Source organism: Streptomyces sp. DSM 116793 (assembly GCF_057320905.1).
Genome location: NZ_CM170494.1, coordinates 4,370,530 through 4,387,805, shown reverse-complemented (window position 1 = coordinate 4,387,805; position 17,276 = coordinate 4,370,530). Strand labels below are relative to the sequence as shown.

Below are 17,276 nucleotides of genomic sequence, written 5' to 3'. Positions count from 1 at the left end.
CCGGGCACGGACCGGGCTGCCCCCGTGGGGCGGTGGCGCCGGGCGGGCCCCGGGCCCGGCCGGCGCCGCGGGGCACGGTCGCGGCGGCCCCCGCGGAGCCGGTCGCTGCGCACCCGGCTCGTGTTGGCGGCGGTCACCCTGATCGCCGTCGTCTGCACGGTGATCGGCACCGTCACCACCATCGCCCTGCGCTCACACCTCTACGAGCAGCTGGACGGGCAGCTGGGCGAGTTGGGCGCGCGGGCGGCGGGGCCGCACGCCTACGTGTCCCGGTCCGAGCGGCCGCCCGGAGCGCAGGGGCCGCCGCCCGGCCCCCTGCTGCCGAGGCACGATCCCCTGGACTTCGTCAGCAGGGGCCCCCAGGAGCTGGGCACCATCGGCGCCACGCTGAACGGCGACGGCACCATCACGCGTGCCGTCGTCAGCGAGGAGCAGCAGGCGGCCAGGTCCGGCGGACAGGCGCACGCCGCAGCGCTCACGCGGGCGCAGGAGACGGCGCTCGGGAGCGTCCCCCGGGACGGGCGGCCGCACACCGTGGACGTTCCCGGCCTCGGCGAGTACCGCGCGGCGGCCGTCAAGGGCGAGCGCGGCGCGTTCCTCGTGGGGCTCCCCACCGACCGGGTGACCAACACGCTGCACACCCTGATCGCCGTCGAGGTGAGCGTCACCGCGGCCGGGCTCGTCGCGGCGTCCCTCGCGGGCGCCGCCGCGGTCGGGGTCGCACTGCGTCCGCTGCGCCGGGTCGCCGCGACCGCCACCCGGGTCTCGGAACTGCCCCTGCACCGCGGGGAGGTCACCCTCTACGAACGGGTTCCGGACGCGGAGGCCGACCCGGCCACCGAGGTCGGGCAGGTCGGCGCGGCGCTGAACCGGATGCTCGACCATGTGCACGACGCGCTGGACGCCCGGCAGCGCAGCGAGACGCGGGTGCGGCGGTTCGTCGCCGACGCCAGCCACGAACTGCGCACCCCGCTGGCCTCGATCCGCGGCTATGCGGAGCTGACCCGGCGCGGGCACGAGCAGATCGGGCCCGACACCCGGCACGCGCTGGGCCGGATCGAGTCCGAGGCGCGCCGGATGTCGGGGCTGGTGGAGGACCTGCTGCTGCTCGCCCGGCTCGACGCGGGACGCCCGCTCTCGTACCGGAGCACCGACCTCTCGCCGATCGTGGTGGACGCGCTCAGCGACGCACGGGCGGCGGGCGCGGCGGGCGCGGGCCACGCGTGGCGGCTCGACCTGCCGGACGAGCCCATGCCGGTGTCCGGCGACGCCGCCCGCCTCCACCAGGTCCTGGTCAACCTGCTCGCCAACGCGCGCACGCACACCCCGCCCGGCACCACCGTCACGGCCCGCGTCCGGCGGGACGGGTCCTGGGTGCGGCTCGACGTGGAGGACGACGGGCCCGGCATCCCGCCCGCGCTGCTGCCGCACGTCTTCGAACGGTTCGCCCGCGGGGACGCGTCCCGGGCACGGGTGCCGGTGGGTGGCGACGGCACCCCGGTGCCGGAGGGGGAGGCGGCGACGGACGGCCCCGCGGACGGCCCCACGGACCCGGCCCGCGCCACCCGCGCCACCCGCGCCACTCGCTCCACCGCCTCCACCGGCCTCGGCCTCGCCATCGTGCAGGCCGTGATCGCGGCGCACCGGGGGACCGTGAGCGTACGGAGTGTGCCGGGGCGCACGGTCTTCACGGTGCTGCTCCCCGCCGAGCGGCCGCCCGCGGGCGGGGTGCCGTAGGACGCCGCGCGACCGGGGCCATGGGCGAGGGAACCACCGCACCGCACCGACTCACAGGCCCGCCACAGCCTCGGCACACGCCCCTGACAGCGCGTTTCGCGAGCGTCGACGGCATGCGAACCGAATCTTCTGCGGGCGCGGGCGCGGGCACGGGCGCGGGCGCGGGCACGGGCCCGGGAGTGGGCCCGGGCGCGTGCGCGGGTGCCGGCGCGGGCGCGGCCGCCGGCTCGGGCGCCGGCCCCGGACACCGCCTCGGCCCCGGGGCGCTGCCGGCGCGGGAGCACCTCCCGGCGGGGGGCGGGGGCGCCCCGGGGACGCCCGGCGTGCCCATTCTGGACGTCGTGATCCCCGTCTTCAACGAGGAGAGGGACCTCGAACCCTGTGTGCGGCGGCTCCACGCCCACCTGGCGCGCACCTTCCCGTACCCGTTCCGGATCACCATCGCGGACAACGCCTCCGCCGACGCCACCCCGCAGGTCGCGGCGCGGCTCGCGGCGTCCGTGCCCCGGGTGCGCAGCGTCCGGCTGGCCGAGAAGGGGCGCGGGCGGGCGCTGCGCGCCGTGTGGTCGGCGTCCGAGGCACCGGTCCTCGCCTATATGGACGTCGATCTCTCCACCGACCTCAACGCCCTGCTGCCGCTGGTCGCGCCGCTCATCTCCGGCCACTCCGACCTGGCCATCGGCTCCCGGCTGTCCCGTGGCGCGCGTGTGGTCCGCGGATCCCGGCGGGAGCTGATCAGCCGCGCCTACAACCTCATCCTGCGCGGCTCGCTGGCCGCCCGGTTCTCCGACGCGCAGTGCGGTTTCAAGGCGATCAGGCGGGAGGTGGCGCGGGAGCTGCTGCCGATGGTGGCGGACACCGGGTGGTTCTTCGACACCGAGATGCTGGTGCTCGCCGAGCGCGCCGGGCTGCGGATCCACGAGGTGCCCGTCGACTGGGTCGACGACCCGGACTCCACCGTGCGCATCGTGCGGACCGCCGTCGACGACCTGAAGGGCGTCTGGCGGGTGGGGCGCGCGCTGGCGGTGGGGGCGCTGCCGCTCGACCGCCTTGCGCGCCCCTTCGGCGACGACCCACGGGACCGGGCGCTGGCCGGGGTGCCCCGCGGGCTCGCCCGGCAACTGGTCGGATTCTGCGTCGTCGGGGTCCTCTCGACACTCTTCTACCTGCTGCTGTACTCCGGTTTCCGGACGTTCTGCGGGGCGCAGGCCGCCAACGCGCTGGCGCTGCTCGTGTCGGCGCTGGCCAACACCGCGGCCAACCGGAGGCTTACGTTCGGCGTGCGCGGCCGTGAGCGTGCGCTGCGGCACCAGGCGCAGGGGCTTGTGGTGTTCGCCATCGGGCTCGCGCTGACCAGCGGGTCGCTAGCGGCGCTGCACACGGCGCGCGCCGATGCGCCGCACTCCACGGAACTCGCGGTGCTCGTGGCCGCTAACCTCGCGGCCACCGTGCTGCGGTTCCTGCTGATGCGGGTGTGGGTGTTCGCGGAGAGCCGCGAGCCGCCGTACCGGACGGGGGACGCGCACCCCGCGGCCTCCACCACGCCTTCCCCCGCGTCCTCCCCCACGCCGCCTCCCGTACCCGCGTTCCCTCCCGTACCCGCGTCCCCTCCCGTACCCGCGCCCCCTTCCCCTCCCGTACCCGCTTCCGCCCGCGACCTCGCGTCGGCCCCCGACGCCGTTTCCGCCCCCGATCCGAGGACTCCCCGATGACGACCCATCCCCTGACCCTCCGTCCGGCCCGTACCGGTCGCCTCGCCCTGCTGTGGCGGGGCCGGGCCGAGGACGCGGCGTGGGTGCGGCCGGCCCTCCTGCTGTCGCTGCTCGCCACCGGGCTGCTCTACCTGTGGAACCTGAGCGCCTCCGGGTACGCCAACTCGTTCTACTCCGCCGCCGCGCAGGCCGGCAGCCAGAGCTGGAAGGCGTTCTTCTTCGGTTCGCTGGACGCCGCGAACGCCATCACCGTCGACAAGCCGCCCGCCGCGCTGTGGCCCATGGCGCTCTCGGTGCGGATCTTCGGCCTGGGCTCCTGGCAGATCCTGGTGCCCCAGGTGCTGATGGGGGTGGCCACCGCGGCCGTGCTGTACGCGGCGGTGCGGCGCCGGTTCAGCGCGGCGGCCGGACTGATCGCGGTGGCCGTCCTCGCCCTGACGCCGGTCGCGGCGCTGATGTTCCGCTTCGACAACCCGGACGCGCTGCTCGCCCTGCTGATGACGGTCACCGTCTACTGCGTCCTCCGCGCGCTGGCGCACGGCAGCACGAAGTGGCTGGTGGCGGCCGGGGCCGCGGTGGGCCTGGCGTTCCTCGTCAAGACCCTCCAGGCGTTCCTCATCCTGCCGCCGCTCGCCCTGCTGTACGCGGTGTGCGCGCCGGTGCGGCCGGCCAGGCGGCTCGGGCAGCTGCTGCTCGCCACGGTGGTCCTGGTGGTGTCCGGCGGCTGGTGGGTCGCGGTCGTGGAGCTGTGGCCCGCGTCGTCGCGCCCGTACATCGGCGGCTCCCAGCACAACTCCTTCCTTGAGCTGACGTTCGGCTACAACGGCTTCGGGCGGATCAACGGCGACGAGACCGGCAGCGTCGGCGGGGGCGGCGGCCCCGGCGGGTCGGGCGGGCCCGGCGGGGCCGGGCACTGGGGCGGGACCGGCCTGACCCGGATGTTCACCCCGGAGGTCGGCGGCCAGATCTCCTGGCTGCTGCCGGCCACGTTGATCCTGCTGGTCGCCGGACTGGCGGTGACCCGGCGGGCGGCCCGGACGGACACGGCGCGCGCGGCCTTCGTGGCGTGGGGCGGTGCGCTGCTGATGACGGCCGGCGTCTTCAGCTTCATGGCCGGGATCTTCCACCAGTACTACACGGTGGCGCTCGCCCCGTACATCGCCGCGCTGGCCGGCATGGGCGCCACCGTGCTCTGGGAGGAACGGTCCCGCCTCTGGGCGCTGCTCGGCCTGGCCGGCACGGTCGCGGTGACCGGCTGGTGGTCCTTCACCCTGCTCGGCCGCACACCCGACTACCTGCCCTGGCTGCGGTGGGCGGTGCTGTTCGGGGGGCTTGCGGGGGCACTGGGCCTGGTGGCGACGGGACGTCCGGGGCGGGCGGCGCTGGGCGGGGCCCCGATGGGTGGGGCCCCGGTGGGCGGTGCTGTCGCGGGGCCGGCTCCGGCTGCCGGTTCCGCCGGGGAGCCGGACCACGGGCGTCATGCCGCCGCTCGGCCGGCCCCGGCGGACGGTGCCGTGGGCGCCGGGGCGGTGCCCGTCGTGCCGCCCCTGCCGCCGGGTGCCCCGGTCACGGCTTCCGCGGCTTCCGCGGCTTCCGCCGGTCCGGCGGCTCCCGCGGGCCCTGCGGTTCCGGCGAGTCCGGCGAGTCCGACGTGGCCCGCGGCCGGTGCCGCGGGCCGCCGCGGCGGGGGCTTCGGGCGGGTGCTCGGCCGGGCGCTCACCGGGCGCGCCGTGCGGCGCGGGGCGGTCGCCGCGGTCGGGCTGAGCATCGCCGCCTGCCTGGCGGGCCCGTTCGCATACTCCCTGACCACCGTGAACACCGCCCACGCGGGCTCCATCGTCACGGCGGGCCCGCCCGGTGCGGGCATGATGGGCCCCCGCGGCCGTGGGTGGCGCGGCGGTGCGCCGGGCGAGGGGCGCCCCGGTGCGGCCCAGGGCATGGGTGTCCGGCCGGGCTTCCCCGGTGCCGGCGGCCAGAGGCAGGGCTGGGGCGGTGCCCGGCAGGGCGGCGGGGCCACCGGAGGGTGGGGCCAGGGCCGTCCTCAGGCGGGTGCCCGGGGCTGGAACGGCGGCGTTCCCGGCGGCCGTGCTGCCGGGGGCATGCACGGCGGCAGGGGAGGCGGCATGGGCGGCCTGCTCGACGGCGCCAGGGTGTCCGACGCCGCCGCCGCGCTGCTCAAACGGAACGCCGACGCGTACACCTGGCCCGCCGCGGCCGTCGGCGCCCAGAACGCCGCGAGCTACCAGCTGGCCACCGGCGATCCGGTGATGGCGATCGGCGGCTTCAACGGCAGCGACCCGTCGCCGACCCTCGCACAGTTCAAGAAGGACGTGGCGGACGGGAGGATCCACTACTTCATCGCGGGCGGCATGGGCCGAATGACCGCACCCGGGGCCGAGGGCCACACCCAGGCCGGCTTCCAGGCCGGCTTCAGCCACGGCGGCAGCCGCATCTCCTCGGAGATCAGCTCTTGGGTGGAGACGACCTTCAAGAAGGTCACCGCGGGCGACGCCACGTTCTACGACCTGACCCAGAAAAACTGACCGAACACACGCCTCACGGGGGCGCTTCACATCGCGGGACGGGGCCCCGTGTGAAGGGGCGCGGGGTACGGCGCGACCAGCCACGACGAAGGCCGCGGGTCGCCCGGGCCCCAGGGGGCTGCCCGTGCCGCTCTGGGCCACCGGCACGCGCTGCACGCGCAGCCGCGCGCCCGCGCGCCTTGGCGGGGCGCAGCCCCGTGTGAAGGGGCGCGGGGAACTGCGCGACCAGCCACGACGAAGGCCGCGGGTGGCCCGGGCCCCAGGGGGCCGCCCGTGCCGCTTTGGGCCACCGGCCCGCGCTGCACGCGCAGCCGCGCGCGTTGGCGGGGCGGGGCCCCGCATGAAGGGGCGGGGCGCAGCCCCGTGTGAAGGGGCGCGGGGAACTGCGCGACCAGCCACGACGAAGGCCGCGGGTGGCCCGGGCCCCAGGGGGCTGCCCGTGCCGCTTTGGGCCACCGGCACGCGCTGCACGCGCAGCCGCGCGCACCCGCGCGCCTTGGCGGGGCGCAGCCCCGTGTGAAGGGGCGCGGGGAACTGCGCGACCAGCCACGACGAAGGGCGCGGGTGGCCCGAACCTCAGGGGGCCGCCCCTGCCGCTCCGGGCCACCGGCCCCGCCGGAAACCCGCCGCCGCGCACAGCGGCAGCCCGCCCGGCAGCCCGCCGGAACCGGGGCGCCCTACCCCCGCCGCAGCGAGACGTCCGCAACCACTGGACGGTGGTCCGAGGCCACCGTCCCGGGCACCGACACCTTCCGCACCGTCATGGCCGCCCGCGACCCGGTCACGAAGTCGATCCGCTTCTCCGGCTCGTCGGCCGGATACGTGTACCCCGCGGCCCCGGCCGTCGCATCGGGCCCGGCGTCCCGCAGGTCCCGCCAGAGCGGCGCGAGCTCGGCCGCGTCGGGCGTCGCGTTGAAGTCGCCGACGAGAATCTGCCGCGGGCAGCGCCCCAAGGGCCCGCAGTCCTCTGCCATGATCCGCCGGGTGTCCGCGACCTGCGCCACCCGCACGACCGGATCCGCGCGGTAGTCCAGATGCGTGACGTACACGTGCACCGGCAGGCCCCGCACCTTCACCACGACCTCCGGAAAGCCCGGCGCCGGCGCGGGCACCGGGTTCGGGTCCTGCGTGGAGAGCCGCGTGATCTCGTGGTTCTCCGCCGAGCGGAACGCGTACCTGGAGAGCACGGCCACCCCGTACTGGCGGCGCGGCGCGCCCTCGGTGGCCGGATCCTCGTCGTAGATGGGCGCGAAGTACACGTGCATGTGCGTCCGCCGCGCCAGCTCGGTCGCCAGGTCGCGCCACTCGCTGCGCGCGTCCCAGTGCACGTCGACCTCCTCGAGGCCGATGACGTCCGCACGCAGCGCACGCAGCTCGGCGGCCGTGCGGTCGAGGTCGAAGACGTTGTCCATCCCCGCGCCCGCGTGGATGTTGTACGAGGCGACCCGCAGCGGCACCGCGCCGCCGACCGCCGCACCGGCGTCCGCCGCCGCGCCGCCGCCCGGCGCCGCCCCCGCCGGCCCAGGCCAGCCGCCCAGCACCCCCAGCACCGCACCGGCCGTGACCAGCCACCGCACACTCCGCCGACGCCGTGACATACGACCCCCATCCGCCCGCGGCGGGATCCTCGGACCCCGCCCCTCGGGCCTCGGTTACGCTTCTCCGCTCCGCCGCACAGGCTCCGGCCGTCGTTCCCGCCCGCCGCCCGTGCGCTCGTACCTGCCGCGAACGCGCCGGCACCCGCTGCTCGTGCCCGGCGCCTGCCGCCTGTGCTCCGGCACCCGCCGCTCGCGTGCTCCGGCAGCCGCCACTCACCCCGGCAGCCTGGTGCGCGGAGAACGCTACCGTCTGAAATCAAGTGGTACACCGTACGACGCCATACCCACGGTGCGGGAACCGCCCTCCCGTACCGCGCAGAAGCCCGCGGTGCTGCCCGCCAGTCAGTTCGCGCGGAGTGGTTGCCGTTACCGCTCGGCGGGCTCCTCGCGGTGGTGTTGCCGAAACGGGCGATGCTGGTGCATACCTGACGGTATGAGGGTACGTACCCTACGGCGTTCCGACGGCGTATCTCCGGTCGTCGACCCTGCCCACCAGGCCCTTTCGGGGAAGCGGCGCCGACGCCCGGTAACGGAACCGGCCTTTGGCGCGCATAGCATCGAGAGAGGCGGACCGGGTTTCACCGGTGCGGACGAGGCGTACGGCGCATCGAAGGGGTAGCCATGGTGAGGGCAGCCGACCGGACGAACCGTCCGCCGCGGGCCAGCGTCTGGCTGGACGTCAGAGCCCGCCGCGGCGCCCCCCGCGGTGGTGCCGGCCGCCGGTCGTCCGACCAGCCGAGCGGCCTCGACCGGGACCGCATCACGGAAGCCACCGTCCGGCTGCTGGACGCCGAGGGGCTCGCCCGGTTCTCCATGCGCCGGCTCGCCGCGGAGCTCAACGTCACCGCCATGTCCGTCTACTGGTACGTGGACACCAAGGACGACCTGCTCGAACTCGCCCTGGACGCGGTGTTCGGCGAGCTGAGCCTGCCGTCGGACACCGACCCGGGCGACTGGCGCGAGCAGGTGCGCATGCTCGCCACCGAGTACCGCGCCCTGCTGGTGCGCCACCCCTGGCTCTCCCCGCTCGCCGGCCGGTTCCTCAACATCGGCCCCAACTCCCTCGAACTCTCCAGCGCCGTCCGGCGCGTCATCCGCGGCACCGGCCTGCCCCCGCACGGGCAGGCCGGGGCGATCTCCGCGATCTTCCAGTTCGTCTACGGCTTCGGAACCATCGAGGGACACTTCATCCAGCGGTGCGCCGAGGCCGGGATGACCCAGGACGAGTACGTCCACGAGGCGATGAACTCCATAGCGGCGACGCCCGAGGTGGCGGGCTCGATGCGGGAGTCGGCGGAGCTGGTGGGGGCGCGCGGGGAGGGGGCGGTGGAGGAGACCCGGGAGGGGGAGTTCGCGTTCGCGCTCCGGGTGCTGATCGCGGGGATCGAGGCGATGGTGGAGCGGGGGTAGGGGGCGGCTTCGGCGGGTGGGTGCGCCGGGTTCGCCTGCGGGGCGGGCGCGGGCCGGTTCTCGGTGCGTGGCGCTGGTGCGCCGGTCTCGGCGTGAGGTGCCGGTGCGCTGGTCTCCGTGTGTGGGGCTGGTGCGCCGGTCTCGGCGTGAGGTGCCGGTGCGCTGGTCTCCGTGTGTGGGGCTGGTGCGCCGGTCTCGGCGTGAGGTGCCGGTGCGCCGGTCTCGGTGTGTGGGGCTGGTGCGCCGGTCTGGGTGTGGTGGTCGGTGCGCTGGTTCGGGCGCGGTGGTGGGGCTGGGTGCGCCGGGTGCGCTCGTTCTGTCGCGGTGGTTGCTCCGGGTGCGTCGGTTTGCCCGCGGTGGTTGCTCCCGGGGGCGGGAGAGGGAGGCTGCTCCGTCAGGTGGGGCTGACGGAGTGTCGCTGCTTCCTCCGGAGGCGTCGGTCGGCGCTCAGGCGTCCTCGGCCAGGCGGGCCGGGAAGCCGCCCGTCGCCACGGGGCCCCAGCGCTCCGGGGTGATGCGGATCAGGGACTTGCCCTGCTTGCGCATGGCCTCGCGGTACTCGTCCCAGTCGGGGTGCTCGCCCGCGATGTTCCGGTAGTACTCGACCAGGGGCTCGACGGACTCGGGGACGTCCAGGACCTCCGCGGTGCCGTCCACCTGGACCCAGGGCCCGTTCCAGTCGTCGCTGAGCACCAGCACGCTGACGCGTGCGTCCCGCTTGGCATTGCGGGTCTTCGCCCGCTCCGGATACGTCGAGACGACGATCCGGCCCGCGTCGTCGACACCACAGGTCAGCGGCGAGGCCTGTGGTGCGCCGTCGGCGCGCCGGGTGATCAGGACGGCGTGGTGCCGGGGGCGGAGGAAGTCCAGCAGCTCCGCCCGGTTGACGGGGGTGTTCGTTGCGATGTTCCGTGCCATGGCCGGAAGCCTACGCCTCTGGCAGGTTCTCGCCCTGGACCGCCTGGATGTTCAGCTCGACCCTGAGCGTCGTGCCGATGGCGGCTATGCCCGCCTGGACGACCTGGTTGTAATTGATGGCGAAGTCCTCGCGGCGCAGCTCCGCGGTGGCCCGGAACGCGGCGCGGACGCCGCCCCACGGATCGGGGCCCGTGCCCAGGTAGCTGAGGTCCAGGTCCACGGGGCGTACCACGCCGTGCAGGCCGAGTTCGCCGTGGACCGTCCAGCGGTCCGCGCCGGCGGGGGAGAGGCCCGTGGAGCGGTAGGTGATCTCCGGGTGGCGCTCCACGTCCAGGAAGTCGGCGGAGCGGAGGTGGCCGTCGCGCATGCTGTTGCCGGTGTCGATGGATGCGGCCTTGATGACCGCCTCCACGCGGGAGTTCTCGATGGTCTCCGCGTGGCTCGCGTGGCTCGCGGGGTTCGCGGCGTGCGCCGGGTTGGCGGCGGTCGGGGTCACGCCCTCGCTGTACTTGGCGATCTCGATGCGGCCGCTGAAGTCGGTGAAGCGGCCGTGGACGCTGGAGATGCCCAGGTGCTGGGCGACCGCGGCCACGGAGGAGTGGGCCGGGTCGATGGTCCAGATGCCGGGTGGCGGGAGTTCGGAGCCGCCCTGGCGGGCCAGGGTGACCTGGCCGATCTCGGCTCGGCCTGCGGCGGAGACGATGGCGGTGGAGGCGGTGGGGGTGTAGCCGAGGGCTGTGATGATGACGGTGTAGGGGCCGGGGGCCAGGGGGGTGTCGTCGTGGATGGTGCCGTCGTCGTCGGCTTCGGCACGGAGGATCTGGGTGCCGGTCATGTCGGTGACGGTGACGACCGCGTGTGACACGCCCCAGCCGTCCCGGGTGCGGACCCGCGCGCTCAACGCCATGGTGTGTGGTTCTCCTTCGGGGTCGTTCCTACTGCTACCGGCTCTTGGGGCCGGCTCGTCTTTCGTGGCGGGCTCGTGGGGGCCTGCTGTCTCGTTGTCGGGTGGCGGTCCCGGTGGGGGGCGCCTGCTGTTTCGTTGTGGGGCGGGGCCGCGGGGGGAAATCCCTCCTCGGTCCGGCGCCTTCCGCACACTGGATGGTTCTCTGGTCGTGGCGCCGGACTCCCCCAGTGCCTTAAGGCCTGGGAGGTACCCCCAGGGCGGACATCCCCCCACGTCCCCTCACGTCTCGTCGGCGACTGCGGCCCGGTGGGACCGCACCTTCCCACCTCGTTCCCACCGCTGTGGGCAGTCGTTCCGCAGAGCGGGGGGTACCTCCCAGGCCCCCAGTGCCAGGGGCCACAGCCCACGGCGCCCGGCGCCCGTACGATGCCGGTCCGCCCCGCCAGGGGCAGGCGGGGAAGGGGGCGGGCCGCCTCCGCCCCAACCCACCCGGGACGGGGAAGAGGGCCGCCTCCGCCCCCGCCCACAACGAGGGGACCGGGGTGCCGTAGGCCCCGGGGGAGCTAGTCAGTGGGGTGGGTGAGTTCGACGTCGTGGTTTTCCACACCGCGGCCGCTGACCCAGACGCCGGTGGCCACCGGCGGATACCCCGTGGCGATCACGGTGTACTCCCCTTCGTCCAGATCGGCGAAGCCATACGCCCCGTCGTCCCCGGTCGTCGCCGTCGCCACCACGTTCCCCGCCGCGTCCACAAGCGTGACCCGCGCATCGGAGAGCGGCCCGCCCGCGCCGCGCACCGTGCCGCGCACCCGTGCGCCGGAGGAGAGGACCACGTCGGCGCGGGTCATCCCCGCGCCGCCTATCTCCACGGGCAGGGCCTGCGGCCGGAACCCCTCGGCGTTCACGGCGACCGTCACATAGCCCGGCACCAGCTCGGTGAAGCCGAACTCACCCTGCGCGCCGGTGGCCCCGGTGGCCAGCACGTCGCCGCGTACGTCGGTGACGATGACCACGGCGTTCGCGACGGGGCCGCCGTCCGCGGAGCGGACCGTGCCGGTGAGGCCGCTGGTGCCGCTGAGCAGGATGTCGAACGAGACGGGGGTCTCGCCGACGACGACCGTGGACGCCTGCGGCTGGTAGCCGTCCGCGGAGGCGATCAGGACGTAGGAGCCGGCGCCGGGCGCGTCGACGGTGTAGCCGCCGTCGAGGTGGGCCATGGACCGGCTGAGCTGCCGCCCGGCGAGTGAGATGAGGGTCACCGCGGCCCGGGCCACCGGCAGCCCCTCGGCGCCGCGGACGAAGCCCTGCACGGGGATGCCGCCGCCCGCTCCGGCGGCGGTGCCGCCCGCGGGGGCGCTGGACGCGGCCGCCTGGAGCCGCTGGGTGCCGTACGTGTCGTCCGGACCTTCCCCCAGCCTCGACTCCGCTCGACCGGGGGCGCCCCCGGCCCAGCTCGGCACGCGCTCACGCTTGGGGAGTTCGGGGCGCTCCTCCGCGGCCTCAGCGGCCGCTGCCGCCGGTGCGGCCTCGGTCTGCTCGGCCGCTGCGGACTGCTCCTGTGCGATACCGGCGTTGGTGCGCAAAGGGACCTCCTTGATGAACAGGGTGACCAGGAAGGCGACTCCGGCCAGCGGTGCCGCCGTCAGGAAGAGGTCGGCTATGCCATGACCGTACGCGCTCTCCACGACGGTGCGCACGGGGGCCGGCAGCTTGCTCAGGTCGGGGATGGCGGTACTGTCCGAGCCGCCCGCGGTCATCCGGGCCGCCTGGGGCCCGAGGACGGCGAGGCCGTCCCTGACGTAGTCGGTGATGCGGTTCGACATGACCGCACCCAGCGCCGAGACGCCCATCGCACCGCCCAGTGAGCGGAAGAACGTCACGGTGGAGCTGGCGGCGCCCAGGTCGGCGGGCGCCACCTGGTTCTGGGTGCACAGCACCAGATTCTGCATGGTCATACCGATGCCCAGACCCATCAGGGCCATGTAGATCGCCAGGTGCCAGTACGGGGTGTCGTACCGCATGCCGCCCAGCAGGCCGAGGCCCGCGGTGAGCAGGATGGTGCCGCTGACCAGCCAGATCTTCCAGCGTCCCGTCCTGGTGATCACCTGTCCCGAGAGGGTGGAGGCGATGAACAGGCCGCCGATCATCGGGATGGTGAGCACGCCGGACATGGTGGGCGTCTTGCCCCGCGCGAGCTGGAAGTACTGGCTGAAGTAGACGGTGCCCGAGAACATCGCGACACCGACGAAGAGTGAGGCGACGGACGCCAGCGAGATGGTCGGGTTGCGGAACAGGCGTAGCGGGATGATCGGCTGCCTGGCCCTGCTCTCGATCAGGAGGAAGACCAGGCCCAGCAGGATCGAGCCGCCCACCATGGCGTACGTCTGCCAGGACAGCCAGTCGTACTTGTTGCCCGCGAAGGTCACCCAGACCAGCAGCAGGCAGACCGCGGCGGTGATGAAGAACGCGCCGCCCCAGTCGACCTTGACCTCACGCCTGACCACCGGCAGCTTCAGCGTCTTCTGGAGCACCAGCAGGGCGATGACGGCGAAAGGCACCCCGACGTAGAAGCACCAGCGCCAGCCGAGCCAGCTGGTGTCGGTGATCACACCGCCGAGCAGCGGGCCGCCGACGGTGGCGACGGCGAACGTGGCGCCCAGGTAGCCGCTGTAGCGGCCCCGCTCCCGGGGCGAGATCATCGCGGCCATCACGATCTGCGCCAGCGCGGACAGGCCGCCGACGCCGATGCCCTGCACCACACGGCAGGCGATCAGCATGCCCGGGTTCTGCGACAGACCGGCCACCACGGAGCCGGTGACATAGATCACCAGGGCGGACTGGACCAGGATCTTCTTGGAGAACAGGTCGGCGAGCTTGCCCCAGAGCGGGGTCGTCGCCGTCATCGACAGCAGCGCCGCGGTGACGACCCAGGTGTAGGCGCTCTGCCCGCCGCCCAGGTCGGAGATGATGTGCGGGAGGGCGTTGGAGACGATCGTCGACGACAGGATCGCGACGAACATGCCGAGCAGCAGGCCGGAGAGCGCCTCCATGATCTGCCGGTGTGTCATCGGCGCGCCCGCGGGGGCGGGGCCGTGCTTGGCATGGCTGCCCCGCACACCGGTCGGTGTGGTCGTTGCCATGGATGTCCCTATCTCCTACGTGGTCATGCGTTCGGTGGGGGGAGGGTGCGCACGTCCGCCGGGGTCACTGGGGCGTGACCGTCGCCTCCGGCGGGTGCGCGCGGCGGGCCGCGGCCGAGCGTGAGTCGTCGAAGCTGTCGCGCAGCCGGGCCAGCTGGGTGTTGAGCTGGTCGACCTCGTCGTCCGACCAGTCGGCCAGGTAGCCGGCGAGGGCGCGGACATAGGACTCGGAGAGCTCGGCGAGCTTGGCCCGGCCGGCGTCCGTGAGTGTGAGGATCCTGGAGCGGCGGTCGACGGGGTCGGGGGACCGGTCGATCCAGCCGCGCTGCGCCACGTGCGCCACATGACGGCTGGTCACGGACATGTCCACGGCGAGCAGCTCCGCGAGCCTGCTCATGCGCATGGGGCCGTACCGGTCCAGCAGGGTGAGGACACCGGCGGAACCCGTCGGGCACTCCGGGGGGAGGATCCTGGCGAGTCCGCGCTTCACCGCGCCGATCGCGCTGAGCTGCCTGGCCAGCTCCTCGTACTGGTGGCGTGCCGCCATCACACCTCCCGGGCCCCGGTCTTTGTTGCTCAAGGCAACTGTACGTTATTTGGTTGCCGCAGGCAAATGATAGGATTCTCACAGGATTCAAGCCTTGGCAAAGCGATATGTATGCGATGGCAAATATCTGACTCAGGGGTGCGGGGGTGACCCTTGGGGGAGCTGCCGTGATTCGCTAGGGTCTCGGCCCATGGCACACAACCCCCAAGCCCCGCAGGGCCCCGAGGGCAATCACGACCCCGCGGGCAGCACCCAGATGTTCCGCGCCTTCGTCGACGACGGAGCGCCGCAGCGCCGGCCGCAGACGGCGAGCGCCCAGGGCGGACCGCGCGTCGGCGTGATCGTCGGCGTCATCGCCGTGATCGTGGTGGTGGCCGCGGTCGCCTGGCTGGCGCTCTCCTAGTCGCACTGGTCGCACTGTCCCCATGGGCCCGGTCTCTCGGGGCTGCTCCGGCCCGCCGGATGGAGTGGTCCGCTGACCCGGGTCCGGTACCCCGGGTCCGCCCGGGCATGCGAAACCGCCCTCCGCGTGCGCGGAGGGCGGTTCGGTGGCTGTGCGGTGCGAAGGCCGGCCCGGGGGTCGGCCGCCGGGCGGTCAGTCCGAGGTGAGGCCGTCCCTGAGCTGGGCCAGGGTGCGGGTGAGCAGCCGGGAGACGTGCATCTGGGAGATGCCGACCTCCTCGCCGATCTGGGACTGCGTCATGTTCGCGAAGAAGCGCAGCATGATGATCCGGCGCTCGCGCGGCGGCAGCTTGGCCAGCAGCGGCTTCAGGGACTCCCGGTACTCGACGCCCTCCAGGGCGCTGTCCTCGTACCCGAGGCGGTCCGCGAGCGAGCCCTCGCCGCCGTCGTCCTCCGGGGCGGGGGAGTCCAGGGACGAGGCCGTGTAGGCGTTGCCCACCGCGAGGCCGTCGACCACGTCCTCCTCCGACACCCCGAGCGCGGAGGCGAGTTCGGGCACGGTCGGGGAGCGGTCGAGGCGCTGGGACAGCTCGTCGCTGGCCTTGGTGAGGGCGAGGCGGAGCTCCTGGAGGCGGCGCGGCACCCGGACCGACCAGGACGTGTCCCGGAAGAAGCGCTTGATCTCGCCGACGACGGTGGGCATCGCGAACGTCGGGAACTCCACGCCCCGTTCGCAGTCGAAACGGTCGATCGCCTTGATCAGGCCGATGGTGCCGACCTGGACGATGTCCTCCATCGGTTCGTTCCGGCTGCGGAAGCGGGCGGCCGCGTACCGGACGAGTGGGAGGTTCAGCTCGATCAGCGTGTCCCGTACGTACGCGCGCTCCGGGCTGTGCTCGTCCAGCGCGGCGAGCCGCAGGAAGAGGGAGCGGGACAGGGTCCGGGTGTCGATGGTCTCCGGGTGCGGGAACGCGTCGGGTACGGGTACCGGTGCGGGCGCGGGCTCACTCACGTCGAGCGTGAGCACCTTCGAGCTGCCCTGATCTACGGACATGCCACCCCCTTGAGGTCGCGGACGGTCACTGCGGCCGCTCTCGTCGAGGGAACGCCGAGAAGCACAGCCTCCACCTGAATACCGGATGCTGAGCCCCGGCAAACGCGCTTCCAGCAGAATGTCACATGTCGGCAACACGCTGTAGTGACTTGTCGACAACACGGCATTGGGTCTGTACGGGAAAGAAGGGGTACAGGCGGAAATGCCCGGTGACGCTGTCGTGAAAGAGCCGGGATTCGGTCCACTCTTTTCAGCTATGCGTCGATTCTGTTTGCGGATCTCAGCCGGGCGAAGCTGCGGGCCAGCAGCCGCGACACATGCATCTGGGAGACGCCGAGTTCGGCGCTGATCTGGGACTGCGTCAGGTTGTTGTAGTAGCGCAGCAGCAGGATCCGCTGCTCGCGCTCGGGCAGTTGTACGAGCAGGTGGCGGACGAGGTCGCGGTGCTCGACGCCGTCCAGCGCCGGGTCCTCGTAGCCGAGCCGGTCCAGCAGCCCGGGTAGCCCGTCGCCCTCCTGGGCCGCCTCCAGGGAGGTGGCGTGGTAGGAGCGGCCCGCCTCGATGCAGGCCAGCACCTCCTCCTCGGTGATGCGCAGCCGCTCGGCGATCTCGGCGGTGGTGGGCGACCTGCCGTAGGCGGTGGTCAGGTCCTCCGTCGCGCCGTTCACCTGCACCCACAACTCGTGCAGCCGGCGCGGTACGTGGACGGTGCGCACGTTGTCGCGGAAGTACCGCTTGATCTCGCCGATCACGGTGGGCATCGCGAAGGTCGGGAACTGCACGCCGCGGTCCGGGTCGAACCGGTCGATCGCGTTGATCAGGCCGATGGTGCCGACCTGGACGACGTCCTCCATGGGCTCGTTGCGGCTGCGGAAGCGGGCGGCGGCGTAGCGGACCAGCGGGAGGTTGGCCTCGATGAGCGCGCCGCGCACCCGGCCGTGCTCCGCGGTGCCCGGGGTGAGGCCCTTCAGCCGGCCGAAGAGCACCTGGGTCAGGGCACGGGTGTCGGCGCCCCGGGTGTTCGGCTGTGCGGGGGCCTCGGGCGGGGGCGGGCTGCCCGGCACGCCGGGGGTGCCGGGCGGGGCGGGACTGCCGGGCGTGTCCGCGGTGCCGGGCGGGGTGGCCGGGTGCGCGGCGGGGGTGGACGTGTGCGGCGAGGGGGCGGACGGGTGCGCCGGTGGATCGTGACGGGTCGGGGCCTGGGGCGCGGTACTGGCCGGCACGGACAAGGCCACCCCTTCCCTTTCGTACGACGGCTCGGCTGGCCGCGGACTGGGGGGCGGCACAGGGGGAATCGTTCACCTCGGC

The 17,276-nt window shown here is 73.9% G+C and carries 12 protein-coding genes; 5 read left to right on the top strand and 7 right to left on the bottom strand.

What is annotated here, in order from left to right; translation table 11 throughout:
* Positions 1-24 precede the first annotated feature (24 nt).
* From ACSMXW_RS16970 to ACSMXW_RS16960, 3 genes are all read left to right on the top strand, one after another.
* The gene (locus ACSMXW_RS16970; protein WP_485807434.1) at positions 25-1,737 is read left to right on the top strand and encodes a sensor histidine kinase; all 1,713 of its coding nucleotides are present in this window, start codon (positions 25-27) and stop codon (positions 1,735-1,737) included.
* 113 nt (positions 1,738-1,850) lie between these two features.
* Positions 1,851-3,449 (top strand): bifunctional glycosyltransferase family 2/GtrA family protein, encoded by a 1,599-nt coding sequence (locus tag ACSMXW_RS16965; protein WP_485807433.1) that lies wholly within the window; start codon positions 1,851-1,853, stop codon positions 3,447-3,449.
* Positions 3,446-5,992, top strand: a complete 2,547-nt coding sequence (locus tag ACSMXW_RS16960; RefSeq protein WP_485807431.1) for a glycosyltransferase family 39 protein — start codon at positions 3,446-3,448, stop codon at positions 5,990-5,992. The genes ACSMXW_RS16965 and ACSMXW_RS16960 overlap by 4 nt, the downstream gene beginning before the upstream one ends.
* A 677-nt stretch (positions 5,993-6,669) precedes the next feature.
* On the opposite strand, the gene ACSMXW_RS16955 is transcribed toward ACSMXW_RS16960, so the two are convergent.
* On the bottom strand, positions 6,670-7,590 hold the full coding sequence (locus ACSMXW_RS16955; RefSeq protein WP_485807430.1) for an endonuclease/exonuclease/phosphatase family protein: 921 nt from the start codon (positions 7,588-7,590) through the stop codon (positions 6,670-6,672).
* 621 nt (positions 7,591-8,211) lie between these two features.
* On the opposite strand from ACSMXW_RS16955, the gene ACSMXW_RS16950 reads away from it, so the two are divergent.
* Positions 8,212-9,000 carry a TetR/AcrR family transcriptional regulator gene (locus ACSMXW_RS16950; protein ID WP_485807428.1) on the top strand — a complete coding sequence of 263 codons (789 nt, stop codon included), beginning with the start codon at positions 8,212-8,214 and terminating at the stop codon, positions 8,998-9,000.
* Positions 9,001-9,447: 447 nt separating this feature from the next.
* On the opposite strand, the gene ACSMXW_RS16945 is transcribed toward ACSMXW_RS16950, so the two are convergent.
* The 4 genes from ACSMXW_RS16945 to ACSMXW_RS16930 all read right to left on the bottom strand — a co-directional run bounded on the left by ACSMXW_RS16945 (position 9,448) and on the right by ACSMXW_RS16930 (position 14,512).
* On the bottom strand, positions 9,448-9,918 hold the full coding sequence (locus tag ACSMXW_RS16945) for a PPOX class F420-dependent oxidoreductase (protein ID WP_485807427.1): 471 nt from the start codon (positions 9,916-9,918) through the stop codon (positions 9,448-9,450).
* A gap of 10 nt (positions 9,919-9,928) precedes the next feature.
* Positions 9,929-10,825 (bottom strand): YceI family protein, encoded by an 897-nt coding sequence (locus ACSMXW_RS16940; RefSeq protein ID WP_485807426.1) that lies wholly within the window; start codon positions 10,823-10,825, stop codon positions 9,929-9,931.
* 563 nt (positions 10,826-11,388) lie between these two features.
* Positions 11,389-13,893, bottom strand: coding sequence for an MFS transporter (locus ACSMXW_RS16935; RefSeq protein ID WP_485808096.1), 2,505 nt, complete (start codon positions 13,891-13,893; stop codon positions 11,389-11,391).
* Between the two features lie 136 nt (positions 13,894-14,029).
* The gene (locus tag ACSMXW_RS16930) at positions 14,030-14,512 is read right to left on the bottom strand and encodes a MarR family winged helix-turn-helix transcriptional regulator (RefSeq protein WP_485808094.1); all 483 of its coding nucleotides are present in this window, start codon (positions 14,510-14,512) and stop codon (positions 14,030-14,032) included.
* 190 nt (positions 14,513-14,702) lie between these two features.
* Here ACSMXW_RS16930 and ACSMXW_RS16925 point away from each other — a divergent pair, with 190 nt between their 5' ends.
* Positions 14,703-14,915, top strand: a complete 213-nt coding sequence (locus ACSMXW_RS16925; RefSeq protein ID WP_485807425.1) for a hypothetical protein — start codon at positions 14,703-14,705, stop codon at positions 14,913-14,915.
* A gap of 192 nt (positions 14,916-15,107) precedes the next feature.
* Here ACSMXW_RS16925 and ACSMXW_RS16920 read toward each other — a convergent pair whose 3' ends face one another.
* Together ACSMXW_RS16920 and ACSMXW_RS16915 are read right to left on the bottom strand one after the other, a co-directional pair.
* The gene (locus ACSMXW_RS16920; protein WP_485807424.1) at positions 15,108-15,968 is read right to left on the bottom strand and encodes an RNA polymerase sigma factor SigF; all 861 of its coding nucleotides are present in this window, start codon (positions 15,966-15,968) and stop codon (positions 15,108-15,110) included.
* A 254-nt stretch (positions 15,969-16,222) separates the two neighbouring features.
* Positions 16,223-17,191 carry an RNA polymerase sigma factor SigF gene (locus tag ACSMXW_RS16915; protein ID WP_485807423.1) on the bottom strand — a complete coding sequence of 323 codons (969 nt, stop codon included), beginning with the start codon at positions 17,189-17,191 and terminating at the stop codon, positions 16,223-16,225.
* Positions 17,192-17,276 lie beyond the last annotated feature (85 nt).

Coding starts and splice junctions, on each gene's coding strand:
- ACSMXW_RS16965 (WP_485807433.1), top strand. CDS start 1,851: ATGCGAACCGAATCTTCTGCGGGCGCGGGCGCGGGCACGGGCGCGGGC.
- ACSMXW_RS16960 (WP_485807431.1), top strand. CDS start 3,446: ATGACGACCCATCCCCTGACCCTCCGTCCGGCCCGTACCGGTCGCCTC.
- ACSMXW_RS16955 (WP_485807430.1), bottom strand. CDS start 7,590: ATGTCACGGCGTCGGCGGAGTGTGCGGTGGCTGGTCACGGCCGGTGCG.
- ACSMXW_RS16950 (WP_485807428.1), top strand. CDS start 8,212: ATGGTGAGGGCAGCCGACCGGACGAACCGTCCGCCGCGGGCCAGCGTC.
- ACSMXW_RS16945 (WP_485807427.1), bottom strand. CDS start 9,918: ATGGCACGGAACATCGCAACGAACACCCCCGTCAACCGGGCGGAGCTG.
- ACSMXW_RS16940 (WP_485807426.1), bottom strand. CDS start 10,825: ATGGCGTTGAGCGCGCGGGTCCGCACCCGGGACGGCTGGGGCGTGTCA.
- ACSMXW_RS16935 (WP_485808096.1), bottom strand. CDS start 13,893: ATGACACACCGGCAGATCATGGAGGCGCTCTCCGGCCTGCTGCTCGGC.
- ACSMXW_RS16930 (WP_485808094.1), bottom strand. CDS start 14,512: ATGGCGGCACGCCACCAGTACGAGGAGCTGGCCAGGCAGCTCAGCGCG.
- ACSMXW_RS16925 (WP_485807425.1), top strand. CDS start 14,703: ATGGCACACAACCCCCAAGCCCCGCAGGGCCCCGAGGGCAATCACGAC.
- ACSMXW_RS16920 (WP_485807424.1), bottom strand. CDS start 15,968: ATGTCCGTAGATCAGGGCAGCTCGAAGGTGCTCACGCTCGACGTGAGT.